17 protein-coding genes are annotated in these 19005 nt (G+C 69.0%); 12 read left to right on the forward strand and 5 right to left on the reverse strand.

Going from position 1 to position 19005, the window contains the following annotated elements; all coding sequences use genetic code 11:
• Positions 1-2: 2 nt before the first annotated feature.
• Positions 3-1022, forward strand: a complete 1020-nt coding sequence (locus LZ017_RS02900; RefSeq protein ID WP_241298525.1) for an Ldh family oxidoreductase — start codon at positions 3-5, stop codon at positions 1020-1022.
• Positions 1023-1035: 13 nt separating this feature from the next.
• Entirely contained in the window at positions 1036-1929 is an 894-nt protein-coding gene (locus LZ017_RS02905; RefSeq protein ID WP_241298526.1) for a DUF1932 domain-containing protein, read from the forward strand.
• Positions 1930-1965: 36 nt separating this feature from the next.
• On the opposite strand, the gene LZ017_RS02910 is transcribed toward LZ017_RS02905, so the two are convergent.
• On the reverse strand, positions 1966-2844 hold the full coding sequence (locus LZ017_RS02910) for a LysR family transcriptional regulator (protein ID WP_241298527.1): 879 nt from the start codon (positions 2842-2844) through the stop codon (positions 1966-1968).
• Between the two features lie 153 nt (positions 2845-2997).
• On the opposite strand from LZ017_RS02910, the gene LZ017_RS02915 reads away from it, so the two are divergent.
• From LZ017_RS02915 to LZ017_RS02930, 4 genes are all read left to right on the forward strand, one after another.
• Positions 2998-3876 (forward strand): phosphonopyruvate hydrolase, encoded by an 879-nt coding sequence (locus tag LZ017_RS02915; protein ID WP_241298716.1) that lies wholly within the window; start codon positions 2998-3000, stop codon positions 3874-3876.
• Positions 3877-4120: 244 nt separating this feature from the next.
• Positions 4121-5320: a lipid-transfer protein gene (locus tag LZ017_RS02920; protein ID WP_241298528.1), complete on the forward strand. Its 1200-nt coding sequence runs from the start codon at positions 4121-4123 to the stop codon at positions 5318-5320.
• 23 nt (positions 5321-5343) lie between these two features.
• Positions 5344-6189, forward strand: coding sequence for an NUDIX hydrolase family protein (locus LZ017_RS02925; RefSeq protein WP_241298529.1), 846 nt, complete (start codon positions 5344-5346; stop codon positions 6187-6189).
• 27 nt (positions 6190-6216) lie between these two features.
• Positions 6217-7341: an NAD(P)/FAD-dependent oxidoreductase gene (locus tag LZ017_RS02930; RefSeq protein WP_241298530.1), complete on the forward strand. Its 1125-nt coding sequence runs from the start codon at positions 6217-6219 to the stop codon at positions 7339-7341.
• 10 nt (positions 7342-7351) lie between these two features.
• On the opposite strand, the gene LZ017_RS02935 is transcribed toward LZ017_RS02930, so the two are convergent.
• Together LZ017_RS02935 and aat are read right to left on the reverse strand one after the other, a co-directional pair.
• Positions 7352-8074 (reverse strand): arginyltransferase, encoded by a 723-nt coding sequence (locus LZ017_RS02935; protein ID WP_241298531.1) that lies wholly within the window; start codon positions 8072-8074, stop codon positions 7352-7354.
• A 40-nt stretch (positions 8075-8114) separates the two neighbouring features.
• A complete protein-coding gene (gene aat, locus LZ017_RS02940; protein ID WP_374109872.1) occupies positions 8115-8876 on the reverse strand; it encodes a leucyl/phenylalanyl-tRNA--protein transferase in 762 nt (253 codons plus the stop codon).
• 24 nt (positions 8877-8900) lie between these two features.
• Here aat and LZ017_RS02945 point away from each other — a divergent pair, with 24 nt between their 5' ends.
• The 4 genes from LZ017_RS02945 (at position 8901) to LZ017_RS02960 (ending at position 11950) form a co-directional block, all read left to right on the forward strand.
• Positions 8901-9248, forward strand: a complete 348-nt coding sequence (locus tag LZ017_RS02945; protein ID WP_241298533.1) for an ArsC family reductase — start codon at positions 8901-8903, stop codon at positions 9246-9248.
• Between the two features lie 175 nt (positions 9249-9423).
• Positions 9424-10626: an ammonium transporter gene (locus LZ017_RS02950; protein WP_241298717.1), complete on the forward strand. Its 1203-nt coding sequence runs from the start codon at positions 9424-9426 to the stop codon at positions 10624-10626.
• Positions 10627-10699: 73 nt separating this feature from the next.
• Entirely contained in the window at positions 10700-11416 is a 717-nt protein-coding gene (locus LZ017_RS02955; RefSeq protein WP_241298534.1) for a riboflavin synthase subunit alpha, read from the forward strand.
• A gap of 33 nt (positions 11417-11449) precedes the next feature.
• The gene (locus LZ017_RS02960; RefSeq protein ID WP_241298535.1) at positions 11450-11950 is read left to right on the forward strand and encodes a GyrI-like domain-containing protein; all 501 of its coding nucleotides are present in this window, start codon (positions 11450-11452) and stop codon (positions 11948-11950) included.
• A gap of 10 nt (positions 11951-11960) precedes the next feature.
• On the opposite strand, the gene LZ017_RS02965 is transcribed toward LZ017_RS02960, so the two are convergent.
• Together LZ017_RS02965 and acnA are read right to left on the reverse strand one after the other, a co-directional pair.
• The gene (locus LZ017_RS02965; protein WP_241298536.1) at positions 11961-12794 is read right to left on the reverse strand and encodes an enoyl-CoA hydratase-related protein; all 834 of its coding nucleotides are present in this window, start codon (positions 12792-12794) and stop codon (positions 11961-11963) included.
• A 107-nt stretch (positions 12795-12901) separates the two neighbouring features.
• Entirely contained in the window at positions 12902-15754 is a 2853-nt protein-coding gene (gene acnA, locus LZ017_RS02970) for an aconitate hydratase AcnA (RefSeq protein ID WP_241298537.1), read from the reverse strand.
• A 127-nt stretch (positions 15755-15881) separates the two neighbouring features.
• Here acnA and LZ017_RS02975 point away from each other — a divergent pair, with 127 nt between their 5' ends.
• Together LZ017_RS02975 and LZ017_RS02980 are read left to right on the forward strand one after the other, a co-directional pair.
• Positions 15882-17879, forward strand: a complete 1998-nt coding sequence (locus LZ017_RS02975) for a type IV pili methyl-accepting chemotaxis transducer N-terminal domain-containing protein (protein ID WP_241298538.1) — start codon at positions 15882-15884, stop codon at positions 17877-17879.
• Positions 17876-18562, forward strand: coding sequence for a response regulator (locus tag LZ017_RS02980; protein WP_241298539.1), 687 nt, complete (start codon positions 17876-17878; stop codon positions 18560-18562). The genes LZ017_RS02975 and LZ017_RS02980 overlap by 4 nt, the downstream gene beginning before the upstream one ends.
• Positions 18563-19005 lie beyond the last annotated feature (443 nt).

Here is a 19005-nt window from a genome sequence, read left to right on the forward strand (position 1 = left end):
AGATGGAATCCACGATTGCCTATGAAGAAATGCGGCAGCTTGCAACGCGTGTATTCATGCGTCATGGCGTTCCCGCCGATGAGGCGAACATCACCAGCGAGGTGCTGGTGGAAGCGAATGCGCGCGGGCATGATTCACACGGAGTGATCCGTATTCCTAAATGGATTGAGGGTATTTCCTCCGGTGCCATCAAGAGCCGTTTTTTGCCCAGGGCGTTGAATGATTGTTCATCGGCCATCTGGCTTGATGGGGGGCAATGCCTGGGGCCGGTGGTTGCCGAGTATGCATGCCATCTTGCCGTCCGCCAGGCGCGTGATTACGGAATTGCCATGGTATCCGTTAAGAATGCATCGCATATCGGCATGCTGGGGTTCTATGCGGAATTGATGGCAAGGTCTGGCTGTATTGGAATCATCGCGACCAATACGGAATCTGGCGTTGCGCCCCATGGGTCTGCAGAGAAGGTTTTTGGCACGAATCCGCTGGCCATCGGCTGCCCCACGTTGTCTGGCCCGGTTTTCCTGGATATGTCGACTTCGGTCGTGGCACGGGGGAAAGTGGTGCTGGCTCAGCGGGCCGGAGCGGCCATACCGGAAGGGTGGGCCGTTGATTCACGCGGCCAACCCACGACCGACCCGAATCAGGCGCTTGCCGGTGCCTTGCTCCCGGTTGGTGGGCCTAAAGGTTCGGGACTGTCGTTCTTCGTGGACATCCTCTGTGGCGCATTGTCTGGAACGGCCGTGGGCAAAGATGTCAGAGGAACTTTTGACATGCGCCAGAGTGGATCCAAAGGCGATATTTTCATCGCCATCGACCCCGAAAAAATCGGTGGTATTGATCGCTTCACAGGCCTTGCCCAGCATCTGGTTGATCAAGTCCGGCAATCGACGCCGGCGGTTGGCTGTGACCGGGTTCTTGTGCCCGGGGAGTATGAAATGAACTTCAGGAAACAGCGGATGGAAAATGGCATCCCGCTTGCGTCAGATCTCATTTCTGAATTGAAAGCCCTTGCGGGTGAATGAATATTTAAACCCCATGCCGACGACGTCATCACCCTCGGTGGGTTTCATTGGCTTTGGCGAGGCCGGCTCGCTGATGGCTTGCGGTCTGGCCGAAGGCGGTGCGGCCCGTGTCCTGGCCTTTGACCCTTTGCTCGCGCGAGGATCTGAGCATCCGCGCTGTGCTCAGGCCGCGGCGTTCGGCGTGCAGTGGGTGGACCGCGTTGCGGACCTGGTGCAGAAGGCGGACATCGTGCTGTCTACCGTCGTGGCCCGTGCGGCACTCGACGTCGCGCAAGAAGCCAGCGCATCGCTGCGTGCGGGCCAGCTCTATGTCGACCTGAACTCGGTGTCGCCGGAGACCAAACAGGCCATCGCGGCCGCCATCTCGCCCAGCGGTGCATGCTTCGTCGAGGGCGCCATCATGACGAACGTGGCGAAGAGGCGTCAGCAGACGCCCATATTTGCCTGCGGGCCGGGCGCAGCGGACTTCACCGTGCAGGCCAACGCCATGGGCATGGCGGTGGAGAACCTGGGACCCGAGCTGGGCCGGGCCTCGGCCACCAAGATGTTCCGCAGCATTCTGGTCAAGGGGCTGGAGGCCCTGTTCCTCGAATGCCTGCTGGCCGCCGAACGCTATGGCGTGGGCGACAAGGTGCTGGAGAAAGTGCAGGAAGGCTATCCCGGCCCCGACTGGCAGAGCTGGGCCACGCAGTTCCTGGCGCGTACCGTCGAGCACGGCGAGCGCCGCGCCGATGAAATGCGCGAAGTGGCGCAAACCCTGCGCGAAATGGGCATGGAGCCCTTCATGGCCGAAGGTGCGGCCGAGCGCATCGCCTTCTGCGGCAGGGGGCTGAAGGAGCGCTTTGCGGGTCGTCCTCTGGCCAGCTACCGAGAAGCCATCGCCGCCATGCGGGACCGCCACACCTAGGGACGGTTTGCTCGCCGTCGTGCCGCGAGCCACCCGCTATTGGCCGTCGCGAATGGCACGCTTGAGCCAACGGCAGAAGTCGCGCGCGATCTCCGCATGCTGGCTGCGCGCATGCACATAGGCCACATAGCTGGCGCCCGAATCGATGGCGCCCGGGGCGGCGAGTTGCAGCGCGCCGCTTTGCAGAGGGTCTCGCACCAGCAGATGCGGCACCACCAGCAGGCCGGCGCTGCCAACCGCCGCGGCGATGGCCAGGAAGAGATGGTCGTAGCGCGCCGTGACCTGGAGTCGATCCGCCGGCACCTCATGGGCGATGGCCCAGGTCGAAATCAGGTCGGGGCGCGAGCGCGCCGCGATCATCGGCCAGGACGGGACGGGCCGAGACTGGTGCGCCGCCACCAAGGTGGGCGAACCGACGCAGACCAGGGTTTCGCGCAGCAGCTCCCAGCTTTCGGTGCCCGGCAGGCTCAGGTCCCGGGTGATCAGCACGTCGAAATCGTCGTGGGGCTGAGGGGGCGACAGTGAAGTGATCAGGTCGATCTGCACCTGCTGGCGCGCCGTATAGGCACCCAGTTGCGGTACCACCACCGCCATCGAAAAGCTCGGCATCGACGTGCGCACCCGCAGCCGGTCATGCAAGCCGCCGCGCTGCGCCAGTTGCTGGGTGGCCAGTTCAATGGTTGCGATGGCGTCCTTCACCGCGTCATAGAACTGCATGCCGGCGGGCGTGAAGAGGATGCTGGAGCCCTTGCGCTCGAACAGCGGCACTCCTGCCAGTGTTTCAAGGGTGGCCACGTGGTGGCTCACCGCGCTTTGCGTGATGCCCAGCGCGCTGGCTGCGCGCGTGAAAGTGCCTTGCCGCCCCACGGCCACCAAAGCGCGGATGGCGGTGAGCGGCATGTCGACTTTGCTCATTATCGGAATGCCTGACTTCAGGATGAGTTTTACTCATTTCGAAGCTTGGCATTCTGCAGGGAAATTATAGAAAATTTATGAATCATGCTCATGGCGCCCCTTGATTGTTTTTGCATGCCGGGCGTTGGGGCAAGAGCAACAGGAGTCATCAAAATGGGTGCTGGAAAAAACAAGGGATTGAAGCAGGCGCTGGCCGAACGACGGCTTTTTACTGCCATGGCGGCGCACAATCCGCTGGCCGCGAAAATTGCGCAAGAGGCGGGTTTCGACGGTATATGGGGCAGCGGCTTCGAATTGTCGGCAAGCTATGCGGTTCCAGACGCCAATATTCTCTCAATGGGCACGCATCTGGAAATGATGCGCGCCATTGCCGCCACCGTTTCGGTACCTTTGATTGCAGATATCGATACGGGCTTCGGCAATGCCGTCAATGTCAGCTACATCATTCCGCAGTACGAAGCAGCGGGGGTTTCCGCGGTCGTGATGGAGGACAAAACCTTCCCGAAAGACACCAGCCTGCGCGCCGATGGCCGGCAGGAGCTGGTGCGCGTGGAGGAGTTCCAGGGCAAGGTCGAGGCCGCGGTACAAGCGCGGCAAGACGCGGATTTCGTTGTCATTGCCCGAACCGAGGCGCTGATTGCCGGCCTGGGACAGGAGCAAGCACTGCGGCGTGCGCTGGCCTATGAGGAGGCGGGGGCGGATGCCGTCCTGATCCACTCGAAGCAGAAGACGCCTGACGAAATCCTGGCGTTCGTCGCGGCATGGAAGGGGCGGGTGCCGCTGGTACTCGTGCCGACCGCCTACCCTCAGTTGACCGAGGCGGACATCGCCGCCACGGGCAAGGTCGGCATCGTGATCTATGGCAATCACGCCATTCGCGCTGCGGCAGGCGCGATGCGCAGTGTCTTTGCGCAAATTCGCCGTGATGGCGGCATTCAAGGGGTGGATGCCTCTCTGCCCAGCGTGAGCGACATCATTGGCTGGCAGGGCGATATGCGCATGCGTGACATCGAACGGCTGTTTCTCCGCTGAAGCCCTCCCACGGATCGGCCCAAGCGCGGGGCATGGAAACCGCTGCCGGAATGGCGTGCCGGCACCGGCGCCGGCACCGCGTCTTGGTGCTCCCCGGATAACGCCGCTCCGCCTGTTTTCGCTCCCCTCCGGAGGGGTCGCTCCGGCGACTGCATCCGCTGGCCCAGGCGCCTCAGCGGATAAGCTAGGGACCCGCGGTGCCGCAGCATCCGCGCAGTCCAACAGCCCGATGGAGGAGAGCACCATGAGCACCCCCGTGATCGTCGCCGGCGTCGGCATGATCCCGTTCGCCAAGCCCGGGGCCAGCGAGCCCTATCCGGCCATGGGCGCTGCGGCGGTGCGCGCCGCGCTGGCCGATGCCGGGCTGCCCTATGCACAGATGCAGCAGGCCTATGTGGGCTATGTCTATGGCGACTCCACCAGCGGGCAGCGCGCGCTGTACGAGGTGGGCCAGAGCGGGGTGCCCATCTTCAATGTGAACAACAACTGCTCGACCGGCTCCACCGCGCTGTATCTGGCGCGCCAGGCCGTGGCCTCGGGCGCGGCCGACTGCGTGCTGGTGCTGGGCCTGGAGCAGATGCGGCCGGGCGCGCTGGGCAGTGTCTACGAGGACCGGCCTTCGCCCTTCGATGCCTTCGACGCCACCTGCGCCGCGCTGACGGCCGACGATCCTGCTGCGGCGCAGATCCCGCTGGCGCTGCGCTATTTCGGCGGTGCCGGCCGCGAGCACATGCGCCGCTATGGCACGCCGCTGGCCACCTTCGCGAAGATTCGCGCCAAGGCCAGCCGCCACGCGGCGCGCAATCCGCTGGCACTGCTGCGCCGCGTCGTCACGGTCGAGGAGGTGTTGCAGGACCGCGAGGTCTGGCCCGGCGTGATGACCCGGCTGATGGCCTGCCCGCCCACCTGCGGCGCGGCGGCGGCGGTGCTGGTCTCCGAGCCCTTCGCGCGCCGCCACGGCCTGTCCACACAGGTTCGCATCCGCGCGCAGGCCATGACCACGGACCGCGAGGACAGCTTCCAGTCCGGCTCGATGATGCAGCTGGTCGGCGCTGGCATGACGCGCGAGGCGGCGCGGCGTGTCTACGAATCGGCCGGCGTGGGGCCCGAGGCGATCACGGTCTGCGAGCTGCACGATTGCTTCGCGCACAACGAGCTGATCAGCTACGAGGCCCTGGGCCTGTGTCCGGACGGCGAGGCGGCGGCCTTCGTCGACGCCGGCGACAACAGCTATGGCGGCCGCGTCGTGACCAATCCGTCCGGCGGACTGCTGTCCAAGGGTCACCCGCTGGGCGCCACCGGTCTGGCGCAGTGCTACGAGCTGACGCAGCAGCTGCGCGGTCGCGCGGAGCAGCGCCAGGTCGAGGGGGCGCGCCTGGCCCTGCAGCACAACCTGGGCCTGGGCGGCGCTTGCGTGGTCACGCTGTACGAACGCGCGAACTGAGCGGGACCCTTCCCGTGGCTCGCATGGCTCCACTGCCCCGGTCGCTCGACCCGCTGCTGCAGCGCTGCCTCGCGCAGGCGCAGCAGCCGGTGCTGCCCGGGCTCGTGCCTTTTCTGCTCGGGCCGCATCGGCTGGGAGCGCTGCACCCCTTGCGCGTGCCGCTGCTGCGCAGCGTCTTTCCCGAGCTGCGCCAGGAGTCGCAGTCCCTGATCTGGGATGCGCAGACGCTGGATGTGCCGGCGCGCAGCGCGCGCATTCAGGCGGCGGCCGAGGCGCTGCGCGCGCAGGGCGCGATTTCCGGCTGGCGCGACGAGCGCTATGCCTGCGAGCGGCCGGTCGACGATCCCTGCGCGCAGCGTGGCGAGACCCTGTTCGAGCTGGAGCGCGCGGCCTTCCGCTTCTTCGGGCTGATGAGCCGCGCGGTGCACGTCAACGGCTTCCTGCCCGGCGCGCGGCTGCTGTGCGGTCGCCGTGCGCCGAGCAAGGCGACCGACCCGGGGCGGCTGGACAACCTCGCCGCTGGCGGGCTGCCGGCGGGCGAGCCGCTGGCGCAATGCGCGCGCCGCGAACTGGCCGAGGAGGCCGGCGTGCCCGCGGCGCTGGGGCGCCAGGTCTTGCCTCGTGGCGCCTTGCGCAGCACGCGCCTGGAGCGCGAGGGTTTGCACGACGAGGTGCTGCATGTCTACGCGCTGCGCCTGCCCGCCGGGTTTGTGCCCCGCAATGCCGATGGCGAGGTCAGCGAGTTCCTGGCGCTGGACCTGGAGAGCCTGGCGCAGCGCCTGGACCAGGGCGAGTTCAGCATCGACGCGGCGGCGGTCTGCGCGCTGGGGCTGCGCCATCCCGAGGCGCTGGGGGACCTGCGGGCCTGATCTGCGCGTCCCTCACAATCGCACCCCATGGACCAAGTCGATGCAGTGGTGGTGGGGGCCGGGGTGGTGGGGCTGGCCGTGGGGCGCATGCTGGCGCGGCGCGGGCTGGAAACCCTGGTGCTGGAGCGCGAGACGGCGATAGGCACGGGCGTGAGCTCGCGCAACAGCGAGGTCATCCACGCCGGGCTGTACTACCCGGCCGGCTCGCTGAAGGCCAGGCTGTGCGTGCAGGGCCGCCACCTGCTCTATGCCCACTGCGAATCGCATGGCGTGGCCCACCGGCGCTGCGGCAAGCTCATCGTCGCCACCTCGGCCGATCAGCTGCCGGCCCTGGCCGCGCTGCAGGACAAGGCGCGCGCCAACGGCGTGGACGACCTGCAGTGGCTGGACGGCGCGCAGGCGCGCGCCATGGAGCCGGCGCTGCGCTGCGAGGCGGCGCTGTGGTCGCCGTCCACCGGCATCGTCGACAGCCATGGCCTGATGCTGTCGCTGCAGGGCGATCTGGAGGCCGGCGGCGGGGCGGTCGCGCTGGGCGCGGAACTGCGTGCGGTACGGCCCGTCGCTGGCGGCTTCGAACTGGACATCCACGACGCCGGCAGCGGAGCGATGCGGCTGGGCTGCGCCACCCTGGTCAATGCCGCGGGCCTGTGGGCCCCGCGGGTGGCGCGCGCCATCGAGGGGCTGCGGGACCTGCCCGAGGCCCGCTACAGCAAGGGCAGCTATTTCTCGCTGCAGGGGCGCTCCCCGTTCAGTCGCCTGATTTATCCGCTGCCGCAGGACGCCTGGCTGGGCGTGCACCTGACGCTGGACCTGGGCGGGCAGACCCGTTTCGGCCCCGACGCGCAATGGCTGGACGCGGCGGCGTCGCCGGCCGCGCTGGACTACCAGGTGGACCCGGCGCGCGCGCAGGCCTTCTATGCCGATGTGCGGCGCTACTGGCCGGCGCTGCCCGATGGCGCGCTGACGCCGGCCTACAGCGGCGTGCGGCCCAAGATCCACGGCCCGGGCGAGCCGGCGCCGGACTTCCGCGTCGACGGCCCGGCGCAGCATGGCATCGCCGGGCTGGCCAACCTGATGGGCATCGAATCGCCGGGGCTGACCAGCGCGCTGGCCATCGCGCAGGAGGTGGAGGCGCGGCTGTTCGCGGCCTGAGCGCCGCGCGTCAGCCGCGCTGCCAGCGCCCGTCGATCAGCAGTTCGTGCGGGCGAAAGCGCGCCTTGTACGCCATCTTCTGGCTCTGCGCGATCCAGTAGCCCAGGTAGAGGTGGGGCAGGCCGAGTTCGCGGGTCTGCTCGATCTGCCACATCACGTTGTAGGTGCCATAGCTGGCCTTGGCGTCATCGGGCTCGTAGAAGGTGTACACCGCCGACAGGCCGTCGCCGAGCACGTCCAGGATGGACACCATCTTGAGCTGGCCGCCCGGGCCGCGGAACTCCACCAGGCGCGAGTTGACCCGGCTCTGCAGCAGGAACTGGCTGTACTGGTCGATGCTGTCGTGGTCCATGCCGCCGCCGCTGTGGCGCCCGGCCTGGTAGCGCAGGTAGAGCTGGTAATGCTCGTCGCTGTAGCCCAGGCGCATCACGCGCGCGCGCAGCTCCTCGTGCTGTTGCCAGGCGCGGCGCTGGCTGCGCGTGGGGCGGAAGGACGCGACCGGCACGCGCATCGGTACGCAGGCGCGGCAGCCGTCGCAATAGGGCCGGTAGGTGAACATGCCGCTGCGCCGGAAGCCGGCGGCCACCAGGCCCGAATAGGCGTCGGCATGGATCAGGTGGCTGGGCGTGGCGACCTGCGAGCGCGCCATGCGCTCCGGCAGGTAGCTGCAGGGATAGGGGGCCGTGGCGTAGAACTGCAGCTCGGCCAGCGGGAGTTCCTTGGGATGCGTCACGGTGGTGGCGTCGTGCGGGAAGGTCGGTGGGGAGGCTCGATCAAAGCCTCTGAGCCGGGGGCTGACCCGTGTCCTGCAGTCGCTCCCACAGGCCCGGATGATAGGACCAATCCCCGGGCGCCGCTTGGGTCACATGGCTGGCCAGATGGGCTTCGAAGGCCTGGCGGCTGACCGGCGCCGCGCCCAGCGAGGCGAGGTGGGCGGTCTGCTGCTGGCAGTCGATCCAGGGGATGTCCCGCTCGCGGCACAGGCAAACCAGGGCCGCCAGCGCGATCTTGGAGGCATCGCTGCGGCGCGCGAACATCGATTCGCCGAAGAACATGCGGCCCAGGTTCAGCCCGTACAGCCCGCCGACGAGTTCGCCGTCCACCCAGGTTTCCACGCTGTGCACCACGCGCTGGCGGGCCAGCGCCAGATAGGCCTGGCGCATCTCGGGCAGGATCCAGGTGCCGGACTGGCCTTCGCGCGGCATGCTGGCGCAGGCCTCCAGCACCGCCTCGGTGGCACTGTCGACGCGGATCTCGCAGCCCGGCGTGCGCCGGAAGGCGGCGATGGTCTTCTTCAGCGAGCGCGAGAGCTTGAAGTCGCGCGTCTGCAGCACCATGCGCGGCGCCGTGCTCCACCACAGGATGGGCTGGCCTTCGCCATACCAGGGGAAGATGCCGCGCGAATAGGCGGCGATCAGGCGCGCCGGGCGCAGGTCGCCGCCCGCCGCGAGCAGCCCCGGCGCCTCGCTGCGCGGGCCCAGCGCCTTGGCGGTGGGGGGGAAGTCCAGGGTGTCGTCGTCCAGCCAGGGAATCATTGGCTTCATGGTAGCGTGTCGCCCATGATCATCGTCTACGGCATTCCCAACTGCGACACCGTCAAGAAGGCCCGTGCCTGGCTGGACGGACAGGGCCTGGCCTACCAGTTCCACGACTACAAAAAGCAGGGCGTGCCCGCCGAGCTGCTGCCGCAATGGATGGACGCCCTGGGCTGGGAGGCGCTGCTCAACCGCTCCGGCACGACCTGGCGCAAGCTGGACGAGGCGGTCCGCGCCGGCGTCACCGACCGCGCCAGCGCCGCCGCGCTGATGCTGGCACAGCCCAGCGTGATCAAGAGGCCGCTGGTGCGCTGGGCCGATGGCCGGCTGAGCCTGGGCTTCAAACCCGAGCTGTTCAGCGCCCATGCCTGAGCGCTGATCCATGCTGGTGCGAAAGCCGCACCAGCATGGAACGCCACGCCTCGCCGCGGTGCGCCGAGCCGGCCCGCGCGGCGCCCCAGACTGGGCACTGTTCTTGCGATCCTGGTGCGCCGACGGTCCAAGCCGGTGCAACGGGGCGCCGGACGGACTGCCGCCGGGGATGTCGATGGAGAACTTCAAGCAGGGCGCGGACGCGCTCTTCATTCTGCTGGGCGCCATCATGGTGCTGGCCATGCACGCGGGCTTCGCCTTCCTGGAGCTGGGCACGGTACGCAAGAAGAACCAGGTCAATGCGCTGGTCAAGATCCTGGTCGACTTCGCGGTGTCGACGGTGGCCTATTTCCTCGTCGGCTACGGCGTGGCCTATGGCGTGCACTTCTTCACCGGGGCCGAGAGCCTGGCGGCGAAGAATGGCTATGAGCTGGTGAAGTTTTTCTTCCTGCTCACCTTCGCGGCCGCCATCCCGGCCATCGTCTCGGGCGGCATCGCCGAGCGCGCGCGCTTCGGCCCGCAGCTGATCGCCACCGCGCTGATCGTCGGCCTCATCTATCCGCTGTTCGAGGGCGTGGCCTGGAACCAGGCGCTGGGCCTGCAGGGCTGGCTGAAGGCGCGGTTCGGCGCCGAGTTCCACGACTTCGCCGGCTCGGTGGTCGTGCATGCGGTGGGCGGCTGGATCGGCCTGGCCGCCGTGCTGTGGCTGGGGCCTCGCTACAACCGCTATCGCAAGGACGGCGCGATGAGCGCGCACCCGCCGTCCAGCATTCCCTTCCTGGCGCTGGGGGCCTGGATCCTCGCGGTGGGCTGGTTCGGCTTCAACGTGATGAGCGCGCAGACGCTGGACAAGCTTTCCGGCCTGGTCGCGGTCAATTCGCTGATGGCCATGGTGGGCGGCACCCTGGTCGCGGTGCTGATGGGGCGCAACGACCCGGGCTTTGCCTACAACGGGCCGCTGGCCGGGCTGGTGGCCGTCTGCGCCGGCTCGGACCTGATGCATCCGCTGGGGGCGCTGGTGGTCGGCGGCGTGGCCGGGGCGATCTTCGTCCAGCTGTTCACGCTGACGCAGAACCGCTGGAAGATCGACGATGTGCTGGGCGTCTGGCCGCTGCACGGGCTGTGCGGCGCCTGGGGCGGCATCGCCTGCGGGCTGTTCGGCCAGCCATGGCTGGGCGGCATCGGCGGCGTGAGCTTCATGTCCCAGCTGATCGGCACGCTGCTGGGCGTGCTGTGGGCCTTTGGCGGCGGGCTGGCGGTCTATGGCGTGCTGAAGACGACCCTGGGCCTGCGCCTGAGCCCCGAGGAGGAGTTCGACGGCGCGGACCTCTCCATCCACAAGATCGGCGCCACGCCGGACCGCGAAGTCAGCTGGTAATCTCTGCCCTTTGCCCCAAGGGTTGCGGCGCTCCGCCGTCGCCAGCGGGGCCCAGGCATTCGGGCAGCACACCATGTTCACAGGCATCGTCCAGGGCGTCGCGCAGGTCGCGGCGCTGACCGACCGTCCCGGTCTGCGCAGCTTCACGCTGCAGTTTCCGCCCGGCTTCTGCGCCGGGCTGGAGATCGGGGCCAGCGTGGCCTGCGATGGCGTTTGCCTCACTGTCACCGCGCTGCACGGCGCGGACCGCGCCGATTTCGATGTGATGCTGCAAAGCCTCAGCCTCACCACGCTCGGCGCGCTGCAGGCGGGCAGCCGCGTCAACGTGGAGCGCGCGGCCCGGGACGGTGCCGAGATCGGCGGGCATCCGCTGTCCGGCCATGTGGACTTCATGGCCCGGGTGGCGCAGATCCGCCGGCCCGAGAACAACCATGTGCTGCGCATCGCCGTGCCGGCGCCGTGGATGCGCTACATCTTCGCCAAGGGCTATGTGGCGGTGAACGGCGCCAGCCTCACCGTGGCCGAGGCGCATCGCGAGCGTGATGGCAGCGGCTGGTTCGAGGTCTGGCTCATCCCCGAGACGCTGCGCATGACCACCTTCGGCGAGAAGGACGAGGGCGCCGCGCTGCACATCGAGATCGAACGCCAGACCCAGGTCTTCGTGGACACCGTGCGCGCCGCGCTGGACGAGAAGCTCGGGCCGCTGTTGCCCGCGCTCGAACGCCTGCTCGCCGAGCAGGGCGCGACCGTGGACCAGCTGGCGCAGCCGCCCGCGCGGCTGGGCTCTTGAGACGCCGACACCACAGACCCGGGGGAGGGCAGGATGGAGCACAGGCTGGAGGAGAGGCCGGCGCTGCGGCTGCTGGGCCATGCGCTGGACACGGCGCTGGCGGATGGGCGCAACCAGCGCGAGATCCCGGCGTTCTGGGCCGCGCACGACCGCGGGCCGCGCCAGGCCATGCTGGCGGCGCTGGGTCGCCGAGACGCGCCCGAGTACGGCGCGGTGGCGCGCTTTGACGCGCACAGCGGCGCGATGCGCTATTTCATCGGCATGGAGGCCGGTCCGGACCTGGGCGCAGCGCCGCCGGGGCTGACCTGGCTGGTGCTGCCCGCCGGGCGCTACGCGGTGCTGCGCAGCCGGCCGGCGGCCAGCGAGGCCGAGTTCCTGGCCGCGATCCCGGCACTGTGGGGCGAGGCCATGGCCTGGCTGCCCGGTTCCGGGCTGCAGCCGCGCGAGGCGCCCAGCTTCGAGTACTACGACGGCCATGCGCGGCCCGACGCCGCGCCACGACGCTTCATGGAACTCTGGCTGCCGGTGGCCTGAGCGGCCGCGTTCAGCCCTCGCGGAAGTAGCGCAGCGGCTTGAGGTCGGGGAACTGCGTGGGCCGCTTGCCCTGCGTGGCCATGAAGGCCTCCATCAGGTTGGCGTTTTGCCAGATCGCGGCCTGCAGCCAGCCCATCTGCTGCAGGCTGTCCGCCACGCCGTGGTCGCGGGCGTAATGAATGGCCTGCTTGCTGCCCCAGATCGCCACCGGCGGTTTCTGGGCGATCTCGCGCGCGCAGGCCAGCGCCGCCTCCACGCACTGCGCCTGGCTGGCGAACACCTCGTTGACCAGGCCGCAGGCGGCGGCGCGCGCCGCGCCCATGCGCCGGCCCGTGTAGGCCAGCTCCTTGAGCAGGCCCAGCGGCATCAGCTTGGGCAGGCGCTGCAGCGTGCCCAGGTCGGCGGCCATGCCGATGTTGATCTCCTGAATGCAGAAGAAGGCGTCCTCGCTGGCATAGCGGATGTCGCAGGCCGCCACCAGATCGACCGCGCCGCCGATGCAGCCGCCGTGGATCGCGGCGATCACCGGCACGCGCAGCTCGTCCAGCCGCGTGAAGGCCTTCTGCATGTCGGCCAGCATGTCCACCAGCGCGGCGCGGCCTTCGGCGCTGCGGTCGTCGGGGGCGATCGCGCCGCCCTTGAACACGTCCAGCGACATGCCGGCGCTGAAGTGCTTGCCGGTGGACGAGATCACCAGCGCGCGCAGCGTCGCGCTGCGGTGCAACTGCTCCAGCAGCGGCTCCAGCTCGCGCCACATCTGCGGCGTCATCGTGTTCAGCGCGTCGGCGCGCCTGAGGATCAGGTGCGCGACGCCGGCTTCTTCGCTCAGCTCAAAACAGTCCACGGGGCCTCCTCGTTCTCGGACGAGCCCCATGCTAGCCCCCGGCGGCCGCGCCGGCTTGCACCCAGGTGACAGAGGCCGCGCGCGGGAGCCGCGCCGCCCGCGCCGCTTCAGGCTTTCAGCAGCTGGCGCAGCACATAGGGCAGGATGCCGCCGTGGCGGTAGTACTCGACCTCGATCGCGGTGTCGATGCGCAGCGTCAGCGCCACCTGGCGCTGCTTGCCGTCGGCCGCGGTGATGCGCAGCCGCGCCTCGGACTGCGGCAGGATCTCCGCGCCCAGTTCGATGTCGATCAGTTCGTCGCCCTTCAGGCCCAGGCTCTCCCAGGAGTCGCCCGCCTTGAACTGCAACGGCAGCACGCCCATGCCGACCAGGTTGGAGCGGTGGATGCGCTCGAAGCTGCGCGCCACCACGGCCTTGATGCCCAGCAGCTGCGTGCCCTTGGCCGCCCAGTCGCGGCTGGAGCCGGTGCCGTACTCCTCGCCGGCGAAGACCACGGTGGGCACGCCGGCCTCGATGTAGCGCATCGCCGCGTCGTAGATGAAGAGCTTGCGGCCCTGGTCCGCGCCGGGCAACTGCAGCAGCGTCAGCCCGCCTTCCTCGCGCGAGCCGTCGGGCTGCGGCGGGATCATCAGGTTCTTGATGCGCACGTTGGCGAAGGTGCCGCGCATCATCACCTCATGATTGCCGCGGCGCGAGCCGTAGGAGTTGAAGTCGGCCTGCTGCACGCCGCGAGCGAGCAGGTACTGGCCCGCGGGCGAACTGGCCTTGATCGAGCCGGCCGGCGAGATGTGGTCGGTCGTGATCGAGTCGCCGAACAGCGCCATCACGCGCGCGCCACGCACGCCAGCGTCGAGCGCGCGCGGCTGCAGCGTGAAGTCCTGGAAGAAGGGCGGCTGCGCGATGTAGCTGCTGTCCGGCCAGCCGTAGACCTGGCCGGTGCTGGTGGCGATCTTGCCCCACAGCTTGCCGGGCTTGCTTTCGACCTTGGCGTAGTTCTCGCGGAAGGCCTTGGGGTTCATCGCCAGCTTCAGCAGCGCATGGATCTCGTCGCTGCTGGGCCAGATGTCGCCCAGGTAGACCGGCCGGCCCTTCTTGCCCAGGCCCACGGGCTCGGTCATCAGGTCGCGCATCACGTTGCCGGCGATCGCGTAGGCGACGACCAGCGGCGGGCTGGCGAGGAAGTTGGCCTTCAGGTTGGGGTGGATGCGGGCCTCGAAATTGCGGTTGCCCGACAGCACCGCGGCGCAGACCAGGTTGTTGGCGCTGATGGTCTCGTTGATCTCGGGCGCCAGATCGCCGGCGTTGCCGATGCAGGTGGTGCAGCCGTAGGCGGCCACCGCGAAGCCCAGCTTTTCCAGATACGGCAGCAGGCCGGCCTTTTCCAGGTACTCGGTGACGATGCGCGAGCCCGGGGCCAGCGAGGTCTTGATGTGCGGCTGCACGCGCAGCCCGGCCTCCACCGCCTTCTTCGCCAGCAGGCCGGCGGCCAGCAGCACGCTGGGGTTGGAGGTGTTGGTGCAGGAGGTGATGGCGGCGATCAGCACGTCGCCATTGCCCAGCGTGACCGGGTCGGCGGCGCCGGCGAGCGTGGGCCGGTTGCCCACCATCTCCACCACGGGGCGCGGCGAACCGGCGGGCGGCGCCGGCGCGGCCTCCGGCGTGGCGGCGCCCAGCGGGAAGCGCTGGTGCAGCTTCTCGGCCGGCTGGTTGAAGCCGTTCTCGGCCACCGGCTTGCTGTAGAGCTCGGCGAAGCTGCGCGACAGGTGGGTGATCTCGATGCGGTCCTGCGGCCTCTTGGGGCCGGCCAGCGAGGGTGCCACGGTGGACAGGTCCAGGCTCAGCACCTGGCTGTAGGCGATGTCCTGCAGCGTTGCCGGCGCGTCGGCGGTGCCGGGCACGCCGAACAGGCCCTGAGCGCGGAAATAGGCCTCCAGCGCGGCGATCTCGCTCTTGCTGCGGCCGGTGCCCTGGAAGTAGTCCAGCGTGCGGCCATCCACCGGGAAGAAGCCCATGGTCGCGCCGTACTCGGGCGCCATGTTGGCGATGGTGGCGCGGTCGGGCACCGACAGGCTGGCCGTGCCCTCGCCGAAGAATTCGACGAACTTGCCCACCACCTTGGCCTTGCGCAGGATCTCGGTGACGGTCAGCACCAGGTCGGTGGCGGTCACGCCTTCGCGCAGCCGGCCGGTGAACTGGAAGCCCACCACGTCCGGGGTCAGGAAGTACACCGGCTGGCCCAGCATGCCGGCCTCGGCCTCGATGCCGCCCACGCCCCAGCCAACCACGCCGATGCCGTTGATCATGGTCGTGTGGCTGTCGGTGCCCACCAGGCTGTCGGGGTAGTAGGTGCGGGCCTCGCCCTTGGCGGCCTTGGGCGCGCGGTGCACGCCGCGCGCCAGGTACTCCAGGTTTACCTGGTGCACGATGCCGAAGCCGGGGGGCACGACGCCGAAGGTGTCGAAGGCCTGCATGCCCCACTTCATGAATTCATAGCGCTCGCGATTGCGCTGGAATTCCAGCTTCATGTTCAGGTCCAGCGAGTCCTTGCCGCCGTAGTGGTCCACCATCACCGAGTGGTCCACCACCAGGTCCACCGGCACCAGCGGCTCGATGGTCTTGGGGTCGCGGCCCTGGGCCTGGGCGACGTTGCGCATCGCGGCCAGGTCGGCCAGCAGCGGCACGCCGGTGAAGTCCTGCAGCACGACGCGTGCGACCACGAAGGGGATTTCCTCTGTGCGCGCCGCAGTGGGCTGCCAGTTGGCCAGTTGCTCCACATGCTGGGCGGTGACGCGTTGGCCGTCGCAGTTGCGCAGCACCGATTCCAGCACGATGCGCAACGAAACCGGCAGTCGGTTCACGTTGGGGAAGCTCTTCGCCAGCAGCGGCAGCGAATAGAACTGTCCGGACTTGCCGGCCTCGGTCTGAAAGCTGGCGACGGTGCTGGCAAACGCATGGGGCATGGCTGACTCCTGGATGGGGCACGAAGGCCCATTGTGGCCCTGTTGCCTCCCGGCGGTGTGACGCGTCGGGCGATTCCGCAACGCAGGCAAGGCGGCTTCCCGGCCGCCTGTGCGGCCTGCGTTTCGCTTGACTTCGGTCAATTTCGAGGCCGCGGTGGCCGGCTATCGTCGCCCCATGTTCACCAAGATGCGCAGTCTGGTCGGCAAGTTGGCGCTGATCCAGACCGGTTTCCTGTTGGTGGCCCTCGCGGCCATCGGCCTGACGCTGTGGGTGTCGTGGCAGTTGGAGGGCGGCGCCGGCGCGATCAACGAGGCCGGGCGCATGCGCATGATGAGCTATCGCATGGCGCTGGCCCATGGCGAGCTGCAGCGCGGCGGAACCCAGTCCGCGGCGCTGGCCGAGGACATGCTGAGCTTCGACGCGATGGTGCTGCGGCTGCGCGATGGCGATCCGCAGCGCCCGCTGTTCGTGCCCGACACCGAGGACTGCCGCGACCGCCTGGACGCGGTGCAGCGGCTCTGGCCGCGGCTGCGTGGCGCGCTGGCGCGGCCGGACACCGACGCGGCGGCGCTGAAGGCCGAGGCCGATGCCTTTGTCGCCCGTGTCGACGAGCTGGTGGGCGCGATCGAGCGCACCATCGCCATGCGCACCGCCTTGCTGGGCGGCATGTGCTTCGGGTTGGTCGTGCTGGTGGTGTTCGCGTCGGTGATCTTTGTCTCGGGCACCTATGTCTGGGTGCTGCAGCCGCTGCAGCGCCTGGGCGAGGGCCTGCGCGACATGGCGCGGCGCGATTTCTCGGTGCGCGTGGACGAGCAGCAGCCCGTCGAGGAATTCAGCACGCTGGCCGAGGGCTTCAACCAGATGGCCGACACGCTGCAGTCGCTGTATGCCGGGCTGGAGCACAAGGTGGCCGAGAAAACCGCGGACCTGGCGCGCCAGAACGAACGCCTGGCCGCACTGTATGACGTCACACTGATGGCGACGCAGAACGTGGATCACCTGGAGGCGCTGGGCTCGGATTTCGCCGCCAAGGTGGCGCGCATCGCGCAGGCCGACGCGGCCGCGGTGCGCCTGATCGCGCAGGACCAGGACCGCGTGCTGCTGCTGGGCAGTGCGCGGCTGCCGGCCGCGCTGCGCGAGGCCGAGCGCTGCGTGCACCTGGGCGACTGCGCCTGCTCGGCGGTGGCCAACTCCAACGCCGAAGGCGCGCGCGTGATCCCCATCCGCAGCCTGGGGCGGTCCACGCTGGGCCATTGCGAGGCGGCCGGTTACCAGAGCCTGGTGACCGTGCCCATGCGCAGCGCCACGCGCGTGATCGGCGAGGTGGAGCTGTTCTATTACGGCGAGCGCCAGCTCAGCGAGGACGAGCGCCAGCTGCTGGAGGCGCTGGCCGGGCATTTCGGCGCGCTGGTGGAGAACGTGCGCCTGGCCGCCAGCGACCGCGAGCTGGCGGTGTCCGAGGAGCGCAACCTGCTGGCGCAGGAGCTGCACGATTCCATCGCGCAGTCGCTGGCCTTCCTGAAGATCCAGGTGCAGCTGCTGCGCGGCGCGATGGCCGAGCACAAGCCCGAGGGCGTGGCGCGCGCGCTGGAGGAGATCGACACCGGTGTGCGCGAGTGCTATGCCGATGTGCGCGAGCTGCTGCTGCACTTCCGCACCCGCACCGGCCACGAAGACATCGAGCATGCGCTGCGCAGCACGCTGTCCAAGTTCGAGCACCAGACCGGCATCTCGACCACGCTGGACCTGCACGGCCATGGCGTGCCTCTGCCGGCCGACCAGCAGGTGCAGGTGCTGCACGTACTGCAGGAGGCCTTGTCCAATGCGCGCAAGCACGCGCTGGCACGCCACGTGGTGCTGACGGTGCACAAGTCGCCGCACTGGCGCTTCGAGGTGCAGGACGACGGCCAGGGCTTCGACATGGGCGACCAGGCCCAGCATGACGATGGCACCCATGTGGGCCTGCGCATCATGCGCGAGCGCGCACAGCGCATCGGCGCGCAGCTGGAGGTTAGCAGCCTGCCCGGGCGTGGCACGCGGGTCGTGCTCTCGGTGCCGGCGCCGCCGCATGACGCTTCTTCCCAGCATCCATCCCCGCGCGAGGAGGCGCAGGCCGCGACATGACGAACCCGGAACCCCAACGCATCCGCGTGATGGTGGTCGACGACCACAAGCTGTTCCGCCGCGGGCTCGTGGCCTTGCTGGGCCAGGAGCCCGGGCTGGAGGTGGTGGGGGAGGCGAGCGACGGCGCCGAGGCGCTGCGCCATCTGCGCAGCCTCAAGCCCGACGTGATGCTGCTGGACAACCACATGCCCGGCGTGCGGGGCGTGGACCTGCTGCCGGGCTTGATCGAGGCCTCGCCGGAGACCCAGTTCGTGATGCTCACCGTCAGCGAGGATGAGCAGGACCTGGCCGCCGCGCTGCGCTCAGGCGCCGCGGGCTATCTGCTCAAGACCATGGACGGCCAGGACCTGGCGCGCGCGATCCATCGCGTGGTCGACGGCGAGTCGGTGCTGAGCCCGGAGATGATGGGCAAGCTGATCCAGGCCTTTCGCAGCAGCGCGTCCGCGGTGCCACCCGATGCGCCGGCGACCGACAGCGCCGCCAACGAGCAGCTTGCCAGCCTGTCCCCGCGTGAGCGGGACATCCTGCGCGAGGTGGTGCGCGGCTCCAGCAACAAGGAGATCGCGCGCACGCTGGGCATTGCCGAAACCACGGTGAAGATCCATGTGCAGCACGTGCTGCGCAAGCTGGGGCTGAACTCGCGGGTGCAGATGGCGGTGTGGGGGAGCGAAAGGGGCGTGTGACTGCGGCCTTGGCTCAGATGTGAGCCCCCCGCCCAGCGGGACCGCTGGTCGGCCCCCCGAGGGGGCGGCGATGCTCGCGGGGATGGCCCCGCTCGCACATCGCCAGGTGGGCCGGCTTGGGGCGGCCCGGCGCTGGCCCGTGGCAATGCGGCCCCTCGTCCAGGGAGTACCCTGGTCGGCCCTCCGAGGGGCGGCTTGGGGCGGCCCGGCGCTCGGCCCCTGGAGTACGCCTCCTGCCGGGAGTCTTGGCACGAGGCCCGATGTGGCGTCGAGCCGTACCCGGCGAGCGACTTGAAGCCTGAGCGGTGGGGTTGCCCGGATGGTGGTCGGGCCGGGGCTCGGTGCTCAGCGCGGTCCTCGGTCAAATCGCATTCGGACCCTCTTCTTTGGTGACTTTCTTCTGGGCCTCCAGAAGAAAGCTACCCGGTTGCCGGACCGGGACC

The organism is Pelomonas sp. CA6 (assembly GCF_022549225.1).
Classification (GTDB): domain Bacteria; phylum Pseudomonadota; class Gammaproteobacteria; order Burkholderiales; family Burkholderiaceae_C; genus Roseateles.

Excerpts from the sequence above, each read along its gene's own strand:
- LZ017_RS02960 (WP_241298535.1), top strand. The coding sequence starts at position 11,450 with ATGGAGCACAGGCTGGAGGAGAGGCCGGCGCTGCGGCTGCTGGGCCAT.
- aat (WP_374109872.1), bottom strand. The coding sequence starts at position 8,876 with ATGATTCCCTGGCTGGACGACGACACCCTGGACTTCCCCCCCACCGCC.
- LZ017_RS02925 (WP_241298529.1), top strand. The coding sequence starts at position 5,344 with ATGGCTCCACTGCCCCGGTCGCTCGACCCGCTGCTGCAGCGCTGCCTC.
- LZ017_RS02905 (WP_241298526.1), top strand. The coding sequence starts at position 1,036 with ATGCCGACGACGTCATCACCCTCGGTGGGTTTCATTGGCTTTGGCGAG.
- LZ017_RS02950 (WP_241298717.1), top strand. The coding sequence starts at position 9,424 with ATGGAGAACTTCAAGCAGGGCGCGGACGCGCTCTTCATTCTGCTGGGC.
- acnA (WP_241298537.1), bottom strand. The coding sequence starts at position 15,754 with ATGCCCCATGCGTTTGCCAGCACCGTCGCCAGCTTTCAGACCGAGGCC.
- LZ017_RS02980 (WP_241298539.1), top strand. The coding sequence starts at position 17,876 with ATGACGAACCCGGAACCCCAACGCATCCGCGTGATGGTGGTCGACGAC.
- LZ017_RS02900 (WP_241298525.1), top strand. The coding sequence starts at position 3 with ATGGAATCCACGATTGCCTATGAAGAAATGCGGCAGCTTGCAACGCGT.
- LZ017_RS02930 (WP_241298530.1), top strand. The coding sequence starts at position 6,217 with ATGGACCAAGTCGATGCAGTGGTGGTGGGGGCCGGGGTGGTGGGGCTG.
- LZ017_RS02955 (WP_241298534.1), top strand. The coding sequence starts at position 10,700 with ATGTTCACAGGCATCGTCCAGGGCGTCGCGCAGGTCGCGGCGCTGACC.
- LZ017_RS02910 (WP_241298527.1), bottom strand. The coding sequence starts at position 2,844 with ATGAGCAAAGTCGACATGCCGCTCACCGCCATCCGCGCTTTGGTGGCC.
- LZ017_RS02945 (WP_241298533.1), top strand. The coding sequence starts at position 8,901 with ATGATCATCGTCTACGGCATTCCCAACTGCGACACCGTCAAGAAGGCC.
- LZ017_RS02915 (WP_241298716.1), top strand. The coding sequence starts at position 2,998 with ATGGGTGCTGGAAAAAACAAGGGATTGAAGCAGGCGCTGGCCGAACGA.
- LZ017_RS02920 (WP_241298528.1), top strand. The coding sequence starts at position 4,121 with ATGAGCACCCCCGTGATCGTCGCCGGCGTCGGCATGATCCCGTTCGCC.